The organism is Streptomyces shenzhenensis, assembly GCF_021462265.1.
Lineage (GTDB): Bacteria > Actinomycetota > Actinomycetes > Streptomycetales > Streptomycetaceae > Streptomyces > Streptomyces shenzhenensis.
The window spans coordinates 21,074-33,121 of record NZ_JAJONF010000066.1; the positions used below are offsets into that span (position 1 = coordinate 21,074).

Consider the following 12,048-nt stretch of genomic DNA (forward strand, 5'->3'; position numbering starts at 1 on the left):
ACCGCGTGACCGGCTCGGTACGCCCGGTCTCCCCTCCTACCCGAAAGACCTCCCATGTCACTTCCCGCTCTGCTCCTCGTCCATGGCGCCTGGCACGACTCCGCTGTCTGGCAGCCCCTTGCCGAGTGCCTCCCCGATGTCGACGTGAGGACGGTGCGCCTGGCCAGTACCGGGGAGGATCCCGCGCTCCTCGGGGACCTGTACGCGGACTCGGCTCGTATCGAAGCCGTCCTGGCAGAGATCGGCGGGCCGACGGTGGTCCTCGGCCACTCCTACGGGGGCGCGCCCGTGTCGCAGACGGCGGGCCACGGCATCGTACGGGCGATCTACCTGGCGGCGATGATGCAGGACGTCGGTGACACCGTGCTGACCCCGACGGGAGGCGTTCATCCTCCGTACTGGGACGTCCATCAGGAGGACGGCGGCCTTCAGGGCCACTTCGGTGTCACCGGTCCGGTGGAGGTGCTGTACAACGGCGTCGACCCGCAACGCGCGGCGGCTGCCGCGGCATCGCTGCGCCCGCAGTCCCTCGCCTCGGTCACCCAGCCCCTCACCCGGGCCGTCTGGCACGACGTGCCGAGCTCCTACATCGTCTGCGAGCAGGACCGCGCGATTCCCGCCGCGTTCCAGCACTCCATGGCCCAACAGGCCGACCGCGTGCGCGTGCTGGACAGCGGACACTCGCCGTTCCTCTCGCACCCCGTAGAACTGGCCCGTCTCATCCGCGAGGAGATGGCCGTCTGACGAGGCGGCCGGGGACCGGCCGGGCCCGGAGCCGTGGCCTCCTCCGCGCCGGCCGGGCCCGGAGCCGTGGCCTCCTCCGCGCCGGCCGCGCCCGGAAGCCATGACCTCCTCCGCGCCGGCCGCGCCGCTGCCCGCACGGCCCACGGCGCCTCTCGCCTCGCTCACCGCGGGGGTGCGCCGGTGGTGACACGCTGCCCCCGGCTCCCCTTCGGATTGTTCACCACCCCCACGATGGCTTCGGCCGTCCGGGCGATGTCCGCTTCGCCGGCGGCCTGCTCGGCGAGGGCCGCGTCCACGCTGTCCACGAGGCCGCGATACCGGGCGTCGTAGGCGGCGAAGGTCTCGGCGTCGTCCGGACGGACCAGACTCGGTTGCCGGCCGATGTCGGCCGTGGGTGATCCGCACATGACGGTGCAGACCTCGATTCCGAACCCGGCCAGCTCCCTCGCGTAAGTCTCCGCCAAGTGGTCGATCACCGTGACGGCCTCCTCGTGGAGGGCGAGGTAGGGAGTCGCGTCGGCACGGTGCCGGGAGGGCACCACCCAGATCAGCAACCCGTCCCGGCGCTCGCGCATGGCCGGCAGGACGGCACGGTTCACCCGCTGGCTGGAGAGCACGTGGGCGTCGTAGATCTGCGCCAACTGGTAGGGGGTGAAGGACTCCACCGGTCCCCGCGGTACCGGGCCGAGAGCATGAACCACCGCGTCGACGCGCCCGGAGCGCCGTGTGATCTCCTCGACCGCGGCGGAGACCGAGTGCTGGTCGGCGGTGTCGAGCCCAAGGGGGTGGAGCCCCGCGTCCTGCGGCAGTTCCTGCGGCAGGACCTGACTTCCCCACACGGTGAGATCAGCGGGCGACACCCCGCCGGCGGGCCCGAATCCGGCGTACACGGTGTGACCGGCGCCGGCCAGCGCCAGCGCTGTCATCGCGCCGAGCCCGGTGGATGCCGCGGTGACAAGAACGATCTTCGACATCAGACTCCTCAGCAGATGACGCGAACGGTGAGGCGGCCGTCGGCGGGGTGGGGGCCGGGCCGCGGACGCCGGCCGGGCGGTGCAGGCGAACCGGCACGTCCATGACGGCGCGCCGCTTCCGGCATATTCGTTGCCGGTCTCCCGTCGTTCCCAGCGCTCGTCATGCGGATTGCCCGATCCGTCGCGGATGGTGGGCGGAGCCGGTCGCGGCTGCCCGCGCCGTCCCCTCGGCGAGGGAACGCCGGGACGGGACCCCACTCGGCCTGTGCGGTACGCAACTGACCACGTCGCCAGTATCGGCGCGGCCCGCGTCCGCCCGCCTAAGTCGAATGACGGTGCACATGACTGTGCTGTGCGCCGCCCCGCCGCGGACCGGCCCGGCGACCCCGGCTCCGGGCGGCGGACGTGCGCCGTTCGGAGGCCGGACCGACGCGGACGCTGCCCACGGGGAGCCGGATTCCGGGCCTCCTCCCCTCCCCGGACCGCCAGGGCGACACATTCCGCGCCCCGGTCTCCCGAGGCGGGACGGCGGAGCCGGCCAGTACCTAGGCCCAGGAGCCTGCGCGAGTGCGGTGGGCGGACAAACGGCTGCCGAGGACGTGCCGACGCGATGGCCGATCGACGGATGCGGCGCCGAGCGGCCGGAGGAAATTCTGGGGTCACGGTTTCGGAGGAGCCCGCCGCACTACGTGCTGGGAGTGACTCCCGGAACCGCGGCAGTGGCCCGCTTTCCCTGCGAGGCGGCGAAAGCGGGCGCGAGAAAAGCTCCCTGCTCGACCGTGCCAACCCTGGGCCGGACTTCACGGCCACCACCGGAACGAACAGAACGTCTGCACACACGGAGATCCGCATGAACGATACCGACAGCGACCCGGCCGGCACGATCGTGCTCATCCACGGCCTCTGGGTCACCCCGCGAAGCTGGGAAGGGTGGAAACACCACTACGAGGGCCGCGGATACCGGGTCATCACCCCGGCCTGGCCCGGCCTCGACCGCGAGGTCGAGGAACTGCGGCGTGACCCTGCCGGCATCGCGGGGGTCGGCCTCCGGGAGGTGACCGACCATTACGAGACGATCATCCGCGCTCTGGACGCCCCGCCGATCATCATGGGCCACTCCTTCGGAGGGACGGTCGTGCAGATCCTGCTCGACCGCGGACTCGGCCGCGCCGGGGTCGCCATCGACTCGGCAGCCGTCAAGGGCGTGCTGCCGCTGCCCCTGTCCACGCTCCGGTCGACCTGGCCGGTCCTCGGCAACCCCGCCAACAGGAACAAGGCGGTCCAGCTGACGGCGGAACAGTTCCACTACGCCGTCACCAACACCCTCAGCGCATCCGAGTCGGCCGCCCACTACGAGCGGTACGCCGCCCCCGGACCGGCCCGCGTTCTCTTCCAGGGAGCGTTCGCCAACTTCAACCCCAAGGCCGCCACCCGGATCAACTTCCGCAACCGCCGCAGGGCACCCCTCCTGTTCATCGCGGGAGAGGCCGACCACATCGTCCCTCCCAAGGTGAACAGGGCCAACCGGAATCTCTACCGCAAGTCACCCGCCGTCACCGATTACCGGGAGTTCCCCGGGCGCTCGCACTTCATCGTCGGCCAGCAGGGCTGGGAGGAAGTCGCCGACTACGCCCTGGACTGGGCGGAGGAGAACACCCTCGCCCGTGTCTGACCAGGGCGCCGCCGCAGCCCTGCGCCACGCGCCCGCCACGGCCTGCCGGCGCACAGCCGTCCAGCCGGCCCCCGAACCGTCGTCCCGCACCAACAGCGCGGAACGCGTCCCCCCACCAACGATCACCACACATCCAGTCAAGGAGACAGACATGTCCAAGCGCCACACCCTCCGCATCGCCGTACTCGGCGCGATCGGCGTCGCCCTCGCCGCCGGCGCGACCACCCTGTCGTCGGCCGCACCGTCCTCCTTCGCCAGTTCGGCCCCGAAGCCCACCGTCGTCCTCGTCAACGGGGCCTGGTCCGAGCCGGCCAGCTTCAGCGGCGTGATCAGGAGGCTCCAGAAGGACGGGTACCCCGTCGTCGCTCCGCCCACCGCCCTGCGCGGCCTGTCCGGCGACTCGACCTACCTGAGCGCGTACCTCAAGACCATCGAGGGGCCCGTCGTCCTGGTCGGCCAGTCCTACGGCGGATCGGTCATCACCAACGCGGCCACCGGCAACCCCAACGTCAAGGCCCTCGTCTACATCTCGGCCTTCGCCCCGGACAAGAACGAGACCGCCGCTGAGCTGACCGCGAAGTTCCCCGGCACCCACATCACCGACGACCCCAACGCCCCCCTTCCCACCGCCCTCAGCGCCGTTCCCTTCACTTCCACCGACGGCACCAAGGTCACCACCGGCATCGACCTCTACACCAAGCCCGACCACTACCGCGACCTCTTCCTGAGCAACCGCCTCAGCAAGAAGGAGTCAGCCGTGCTCGCCGCCGAACAGCACCCCATCTCCCTCCAGGCCCTCGGGGACCCTTCCGGTGAGCCGGCCTGGAAGACCATTCCGTCGTGGTTCCTCGTCTCCAAGGAGGATCACCTGATCCCCGCGGCCACGGAACGGTTCATGGCCACCCGCGCCCACGGGCACATCACGGTCGCCGACACCCCGCACGCCGCGCAGGTCACCGACCCCGGCATCGTCACCCGGCTCATCGAGCAGGCCGCCCACGCGACCCGCTGACCACCGGGGCGGGTCCGTCACTTCGGACACCACCTACCGCGAAGCGGGTACGGCGGAGGGCGTTCCCCTGCTCCTCCTGCTCCACGTGACCGCGGTGGTGGACGACTGGGACCCCGCGGTCGTCGACGGCCTTGCCACCGAACGCCGTCTCGTCATGGCCAATCTTTGGGGTATCGGCAGTTCCGGCGATACCGCGCCGGACAATTCCGAGGCCATGGCAGACGACGCAAGGTGCTTCTGGGGCGAAATCCCGGGCCGCGGGCGCGGGGCCTGCGCGGGACGACGGGCAAGGCCCGTACTCTCCGCGCGAGCCCCGCGCCATCCGGGGCCGCAACACGGTCCGGCCCCGAACGTTCGATCTCTCCGAGCCGGCCCGGTCGGGGCGCGGGCCGGGTCGGTACGGCCGCCGCCGCACTCCTCGCGGGACATGCGCGGGACGGCGGGCCTGACAACCGGTCAGCGCACCTTGAGCCGCTCGTCGAGGCGGGTCCGGCACCTACCCGCTCCACCCTCGCCCCGCCCCCGGGCCACGGCCCCGACACGGCGCCTGACAGTCGAGCCCCGTTCCGTCCCGCTCGGCTTCCTGAGCGGGCCCGCCGTATCTGGGCCCGCACTCCAGGAGTTAGGCGTCGCGTGAACCCGTACAACACCCCAGCCCCGTCCCGCCCCTGGTGGAGGACCACACAGGCCGCGCTCGGGGCCCTCGCGCTGGTCGCCCTGCTCGGTGCGTTCAGCTTTGCCCTGGGTTTCCTGGCGATGATCGCCGCTCTGGTGGCCGTGTGGGTGCTGCCGCCATGGCGCTGGTTCGCCAGGCTCGGCGCAACCCTCGGAGCCCTGCTGCTCCTGACGGTCGGCGCGGGCCTCGGCGGACAGCTCGACGACAGCAAGCCCAGCAGCACCGATGCCAAGGCGCGGAACGACCGTGGTGACGCGAGCGCCGAAGCCGTCTCCGCGTCTCCGGCCGTCTCCGAATCCGCCACGCCCGCCGACTACACCGGACGGCCGCTGAACGAGGCGGAGCGGCAGGCAAGCTCGGCCGGCTACACCGCCGCAGACCACGACGCGGGCGACGATGGTCGCACGATCATCCTGCGGTCCGGATGGACGGTGTGTTTCCAGAAGGCCGACTCAGCCGCGAAGACCATCGACTTCGCGGCCGTCCGGAAGACCGAACCCTGCCCCGACAAGGACGGCGGCCCGCTCCCGTGGCCGAAGATGCCGGATGTCGTAGGCGCCACCTACGACACGGCCGTCAGGGATCTCAAGCGGGCGGGTGTCGGCCTCGACCGGGTCACGCTCGACGACGTCTATCTCGACGTCGACACTCCGACAGCCGCGCAGGCCGCAGCGGACGGCGACGAGTGGCGTGTGTGCTTCCAGTCCCCGGACGAGGGAGCCGAGGTCACCTCCACCAGCTCGGTCAGCCTGGACCTGGGCCGGTGGACCGACACCGACCTCGTCCGGCGCTGTCCCGCGGCGAAGGACACGACTTACAAGATCCCGGCCAGCGATCCCGACTTCAACAACAGCGACGACGACAGCGCCACCGGAAACGACGGTTCTGACCGCGGTGGCTCCTCGTCCTCCTCCAGAGGTTCCACCGGAGGTTCCTCCAGCGGCGCCGATGTCGGCGCTGTCCACTCCGGCTCGTTCTGCTCCCCGCCCGGAGCGACGGGTTTGAGCGCGGCAGGAAGACCGATGGTCTGCAGCCCCGGCTCCGACGGCCGCAACCGCTGGCACCACGCCTGACCCGACCAGCTCAGCCACACCAGTCCCCAGGAGTCCCCATGCCGTACGCAGCGGAAGAGGACACCCGGGCCGAGTTGTTCGACACCACGATCAGCCTGTGATCACGTCGAGCGGGAAAGTGGTACCCGGCGCGTGGTCCGCAACTCCGAGCACGGGTCGGCTGCTGAACCCGGCGGGTGGCTCCGCCCGCCTCAGAGGCGGGTCGGGGCGCGTCAGCACAGGGACCGGAACGGCAGATCGGGCAGGTATTGCTGCCATTGCCGCGGGGTGAGGGCGTCGTGAGTGGTGACGCAGACCCGTTGGACGGCTGCCCCGACGCTGACGCGCGTCAGTTGAAGGGTGCGGTCGTCGGCGACGGTTGCCAGGACACGCCCGTCCGGGCTGAACGCCGTGTCGTTGACGGGTCCGTCGTGACCGGTCAGGGCCGAGCCGAGGGCGGTGGCACGGTCCGGATGAGATACGTCCCACAGGCGCACGGTCCGGTCGTCGCCACCGGTGGCCAGGACACGTCCGTCCGGGCTGAAGGCGAGGGAGTCGACGAAGCTGGAATGGCCGGTGAGCGGCTGGCCCGCCCGTGCGATGTGGGCAGGGTCGGTGACGTTCCACAGCCGTACGGTGTGGTCGGCGCTCGCGGTGGCGAGGGTATGACCGTCCGGGCTGAAGGCCGCGGCGCGGATGCCGCCGCTGTCGGTCTCTACGGCCGGCCGGAACAGCCGGGGCTGTGCCGGATTCGACGTGTTCCACAGCCGCAGCGTGTCATCGGAGCCCGCGCTGGCCAGAACGTGTCCGTCCGGGCTGAACGCCAGCGCCTCGACACTGTCGGTGTGGCCCCGCAGGACGCCCAGAGCACGAGCACGCCCCGGATCGGTGACGTTCCACAGCCGTACGGTGCGGTCGGCGCCCGCGGTGGCCAGCACGCGGCCGTTCGGGCTGAACACCACGCGCATGACCGGGCCCTTGTGGCCGGCCAGCACCCGTAGGCGCCCGGCTCGACGGGGGTCGGCGACGTCCCACAGGCACACCGCGCCGTCGGCTCCGGACGTGGCCAGCACGCGGCCGTTCGGGCTGAAGGCCACACTGGAGACGGTTCCCCTGGTACCCGCCGGCACAGCCAGGGCTCTGGGAAGCGCGGGATCGGTGACATCCCAGAGCTTCGTGTCCTGGTCGCTGCCCCCGGTGGCCAGAAGATGACCACTGGGGCTGAAGGCGACGGCGTCGAGGGGACCTGGGGTGGCCAGCCGAGTACGGGGAAGATGCCACAGTCGTACCGTGTGATCACGGGAGGCACTGGCGAGCGTACGGCCGTCCGGGCTGAAAGCCAGCCAGTAGACGTAGTCGGTGTGACCGGTCAGCGGTTCGCCCAGGGCCGACGGATGCCGGGGGTCGGTGACGTTCCACAGCCGTACGGTGTGGTCGGCTCCGGCGGTGGCGAGGGTCTGTCCGTCGGGGCTGAACGCCACGGCGTACACGGAGTCGGTGTGGCCGGTCAGCGCAGGCCCCAGAGGGGCGGCGTGCGTGGGGTGGGACACGTCCCAGAGGCGCACGGTGTGGTCGTTGCTGACACTGGCGAGCGTGCGTCCGTCGGGACTGAAGGCGACCGCGTAGACCGTGTCCCTGTGGCCCTTCATCGGAGAGCCGAGAGGCTTGGGCTCGGCCGGGTCCGCGATGTCCCAGAGGTGGATGGTGTGGTCGTGGCCGGCGCTGGCGAGGACGCGGCCTCTCGGGCTGAACGTCGCCGAGGCGACCGCCCCCACATGGCCGGTCAGGGCGTGACCGATGGGCGTGGCGTGCGCGGGGTCGGACACGTTCCACAACCGCAGCGTGTGGTCATAGCTCGCGGTGGCGAGGATCCGGCCGTCGGCGCTGAACGACACGGAGAACACGTAACTGGTGTGCCCCCTCAAGGGCGGGCCCCACACCGTGGGGTGAGCGGGATCGGTGACGTTCCACAGCCGTACCGCCCGGTCGCGGCCCGCGGCCGCCAGAGTGCGGCCGTCGGGGCTGAAGACCAGCCAGTACACCCAGCCGATGTGGTCCCTGAGGGGTTTGCCGAGTGCTCTGGGGCGGGCGGAGTCGGTGACGTCCCACAGGCGCACGGTGCCGTCGGCGCCCGCGGTGGCCAGGGTGCGCCGGTCAGGACTGTAGGCCACGGCGAAAACGGTGTCGGTGTGACCGGTCAACGTGGTCGCGAGGGGCGTGTTCTCGGTGCTGAGGAGCCTGGTGTAGAGCTCGGGTGAGGGCCGCAGCCGGTAGGCGGCCAGGCTGAGACGTGCGGCCAGCGAGGTGTCGTTGCTCTCCACCTGCTCGGACCGGGCCGTGATCTCGCGGGATATGGCGACATCACGCTCCTCCCGTGCTGCCCGGCGCTGCTGGAACGCGACGACGGCGGCCGTCGAGGCCAGTACCGCCAGGACGGCCAGGACGGCGACCGCTGCCCGGCTCAGGTGACCGGCCCGGCGTTGCTGCCGGAGGGACGCCGTCAGGAAGTCCTGGACGCGTTCGCCGAGAAGGAGGTCGCCGCGGTGACGTTCGGCCCATTCGGCAGCTGTGGCGAGCTGACTGCCGCGGTAGAGCAGGCCCGGATCTCGGTGCTCGCGTTCCCAGGTGGTTGCGGCTTCCGTCAGCCGCTGATGGGTGAGCAGCCCTGCCCGGTCCTCGTTCAGCCAGCCGGCCAGCCGCGGCCACGCTTGGAGCAGTGCCTCGTGGGTGATCTCGACGGTGTCGGTGTCCAGTGTGACGAGGCGGGCCTGGGCCAGCGCGTCCAGAACGGCCTGGGTGCCGGGGTGAGCGAGGGCGTCCAACTCGGCGCGTGCGACACGTCGTTTGGTGTCGTCGGCCCCCTCACCGAGGACGACGAGCCGCAGGAAGACGGCGCGGGCCAGGTGCTGTTGCGAAGGCGTCAGGCCGGCGAAGACGGTTTCGGCCGTCTGCGCGAGAGCATGTCGGATACCGCCGGCGGCTTCGTAACCGGCCAGGGTGAGGGTGTTGCCGCGTCGGCGCCGCCAGGTCTCGCGCAAGGCGTGCGAGACCAGCGGCAGGGCGTTGGGCTGTCCGGTGGCATCGGCGACAACGCGGGCCAGCAGCGGGGTTTCGACAGTGCAGTCGGCCTGTACGGCGGGTTGGCTGATGGCCCGGCGCAGTTCGTCGGTGGTCATCGGACCGACAAGCAACTGGGCGTCGCGCAGCGCCTCGACAAGCTCCGGGTGTTCGGAGCAGCGAGCGTAGAAGTCGGCCCGGACGCCGATCACGACGCGGGTGCGGCTGTTGGCAGCCTGGGCCGCGGTGGTCAGTGCCTCGATGAACGCGGCCCGTTCCTGCGTGCTGGTGCAGAGAGTGAAGACCTCCTCGAACTGGTCCACGACCAAGAGGAGTTCGCTGCCCTCGGGCCGATCGGCGAGGATCTGCAGAACGGTCATGTGCAGGGCGCGGGGCTTTTTCTGCAGTTCCTCGGACAGGGCGGTGGCTGATCCGCCGCTCAACGCGGCCATTCGCGCGGCGCACTCCTCCAGCGGGTGGGGGCCCGGGACGAGCAGTACCGTGCGCCATTCGCCTTTCCCCGCTGTGATGGCATCGGCCCTGGGCAGCAGGCCGGCCCGCAACAGGGACGACTTGCCCGAGCCGGAGGCTCCGAACACCGCGAGGAAGCGATGGTCATGGACGCGGGTGACCAGGTCGTCGGTCAGGCGTTCGCGTCCGAAGAACCGTTCGGCGTCCTGCGGCTGAAACGCCGCGAGCCCCGCGTAGGGGCTCCGGCGTTCGTCGTCGAGGGAATCGAGCGGCGCCTCGGCCGGTTCCTCGGCCGCCAGTTCCGCGGCGGTCGACCGCCACCGCGTCTCCCACTCGGCAGGATCACCGCCACAGGCTCGTACGTATGCGACGGTGACGGCCAGGCTCGGCAGTCTGCGCCCCGCGGCGGCGTCCGCGAGGGTCGTGGACGAGTAGTGCGCCCGGCGGGCCAGCTCACGGTAGGGCGGACTTCCCGCCTCGGTCCTTAGTCGCCGCAGGTCGGTCGCAAAGGCGGTCAGCACGCCATCGTCGTCCGCCAACGGACGCTCGGCTCGTGGCACCCGTACCTCCCCGAGATCAACAGATCCGGCTCATTGTCCGGAGCTTGTTGTCCGGCGTCCAACCCCCGATTCCGGACAACAAAACAGCACTACAAACAAGGGCGGCAGCCGACTGCGGTCTTCGCTCCGCCGACTCACCTCGGTCTGTCGGGCGACCGGACGCCGGCAGGATCCGGAACGGGATCGGGACCACGGGGAAGGGCCAACGATGAAGAAGCTCGCCGCTGTCACGTCTGGTGTGCTCACCACGGCGCCGGCAGCCGCGGCGCCAGGCGCAGGCACAGCCGGCGCGGACACGCGTGGAGCAGCGGGTGCGAGCGTCGGCCTGAGTGCCGGACACGCCCGGGGAGCAGCGCTGGGCGCACAACGATGTCTGGGGCTGCACCGGCCCGTACGACGGGCTGCTGGGCGCGGAGAGCAACAGCGGAACGATCGACGGAAGGATGTCTCATGGGAAGCACACAAAGGGCGAGGCCTGTGTCCAGGAAGCTCGCCATCGGTTCCTTCCTGGGCGCGGCAGCACTCGTCCTGACCACGCTGGCGGTGGCAGACACCGCCGAAGCCGCGGATTGCCCCTCCGGGGCGCTGTGTGCCTACACCTCGACGTACGAGTCCGGATCACGCGGGGCGGTCTACGCGGACAACACGGACCTCACCGGCCTTTCCCAGTTCCGTGGGGCCGAGTCTCTGTGGAACGCCGGTACCTCCTGCAATGTGCGGGTCTACAGCGAGCGCAACTACACGGGCCACTACTGGACATTGGCCCGGGGCACGGGCATGTACTCGCTCAACGACGTGGCCAACAACCCGGAATGGGGAACGGCCTTGTACCACCACGTCTACTCGAACAACTGGTGCGTATGAGGCGAGCCCTCACACGGCTCGCGGAGATCGTCGTCACCGCCGCCGCGTTCACGGCCGGCTGTTCCTTCTCGGGCGGCGGCGACCGGGGGCAAGTCCCGTTCGACCCGCGACCGCTGTCCGCCGTCCTTGTCACCTCCGTGGCGGACACCGCTCGTTTGCGAGCGCGTGAGGAGTCCGCCGTCGCTGATTGCATGGCACGGCGCAGATTCAGGTACGAGCCGGAGCGCACGACGGTGAGCGAGCGTGCGGTGACCACCAATCCGTACGGTCTGCTGCGCAAGGAGCAGGCTCGCCAGGACGGCTACGGCGTGGTGGGCGAGATCCTCAGCGGGACGGGCGACCATGCTCCGCCGGCCGCTCACCACTCCATCGGCTGGACAAAGGCGCTGGAAGGCACGCATGTGGAGAAATTCACTCTGGCGACCGGAGTGGTTCTGACCTACCGGCCCGACGGGTGCGCCTACCAGGGCCGGGAAGCAGCCTACGGGCCGGGCTGGAACCGGCTCGAGAACGAACTGGAGGGCTTGCAGGCGGCTGTGATGGACCAGGTCGAAAAAGACAGCCGATATATCGACGCGCTGGCCAAATGGTCCTCATGCATGCGGAAGTCAGGCTACTCGTACGACGATCTGCAGGCACCGAGAGAAGAGCTTGCCCGGGACATGGAGTCGACCAACGGCAGCGACAGAGCACTACGCAGCCTCGGCCGCAAAGAGTTGCGCATCGCGTCCGACGACTACGTCTGCGAGCGCAGGGTACGGCTTCACGAGGCGGTGTACGAAGCCCAACGGGACGCGGAAAAATCCACGCTCAACGACTCTGCCCGAGCCGACCTTCGGCGCTACCGGACGTTGAAACGGAAGGCATTGGGGTCGCCGAACAGAAGCGCCTCCACCGGCCCAGAGTGAAGGAAATGCACAACAGCGTCCATCACAAGCACGTCACGCCGGAAGGAATCCCCTGCCC

At 70.4% G+C, this 12,048-nt stretch carries 8 protein-coding genes; 6 read left to right on the top strand and 2 right to left on the bottom strand.

Going from position 1 to position 12,048, the window contains the following annotated elements:
* The first annotated feature begins 54 nt into the window (after positions 1-54).
* A complete protein-coding gene (locus tag LQ326_RS43440) occupies positions 55-744 on the top strand; it encodes an alpha/beta hydrolase (RefSeq protein WP_234544604.1) in 690 nt (229 codons plus the stop codon).
* A 161-nt stretch (positions 745-905) separates the two neighbouring features.
* On the opposite strand, the gene LQ326_RS43445 is transcribed toward LQ326_RS43440, so the two are convergent.
* Positions 906-1,718: an SDR family NAD(P)-dependent oxidoreductase gene (locus tag LQ326_RS43445; RefSeq protein WP_234544605.1), complete on the bottom strand. Its 813-nt coding sequence runs from the start codon at positions 1,716-1,718 to the stop codon at positions 906-908.
* 850 nt (positions 1,719-2,568) lie between these two features.
* On the opposite strand from LQ326_RS43445, the gene LQ326_RS43450 reads away from it, so the two are divergent.
* The 3 genes from LQ326_RS43450 to LQ326_RS43460 all read left to right on the top strand — a co-directional run bounded on the left by LQ326_RS43450 (position 2,569) and on the right by LQ326_RS43460 (position 6,151).
* Positions 2,569-3,390: an alpha/beta hydrolase gene (locus tag LQ326_RS43450; protein ID WP_234544606.1), complete on the top strand. Its 822-nt coding sequence runs from the start codon at positions 2,569-2,571 to the stop codon at positions 3,388-3,390.
* A gap of 151 nt (positions 3,391-3,541) precedes the next feature.
* Entirely contained in the window at positions 3,542-4,402 is an 861-nt protein-coding gene (locus LQ326_RS43455) for an alpha/beta fold hydrolase (protein WP_234544607.1), read from the top strand.
* Positions 4,403-5,035: 633 nt separating this feature from the next.
* The gene (locus tag LQ326_RS43460; protein WP_234544608.1) at positions 5,036-6,151 is read left to right on the top strand and encodes a PASTA domain-containing protein; all 1,116 of its coding nucleotides are present in this window, start codon (positions 5,036-5,038) and stop codon (positions 6,149-6,151) included.
* A 212-nt stretch (positions 6,152-6,363) separates the two neighbouring features.
* On the opposite strand, the gene LQ326_RS43465 is transcribed toward LQ326_RS43460, so the two are convergent.
* A complete protein-coding gene (locus tag LQ326_RS43465; RefSeq protein WP_234544609.1) occupies positions 6,364-10,179 on the bottom strand; it encodes an nSTAND1 domain-containing NTPase in 3,816 nt (1,271 codons plus the stop codon).
* Positions 10,180-10,668: 489 nt separating this feature from the next.
* On the opposite strand from LQ326_RS43465, the gene LQ326_RS43470 reads away from it, so the two are divergent.
* Positions 10,669-11,082: a peptidase inhibitor family I36 protein gene (locus LQ326_RS43470; RefSeq protein ID WP_234544610.1), complete on the top strand. Its 414-nt coding sequence runs from the start codon at positions 10,669-10,671 to the stop codon at positions 11,080-11,082.
* Complete coding sequence (locus LQ326_RS43475) at positions 11,079-11,990, top strand: hypothetical protein (RefSeq protein ID WP_234544611.1); 912 nt, start codon at positions 11,079-11,081, stop codon at positions 11,988-11,990. Before LQ326_RS43470 ends, LQ326_RS43475 begins: the two co-directional genes overlap by 4 nt.
* The last annotated feature ends 58 nt before the right edge of the window (positions 11,991-12,048 follow it).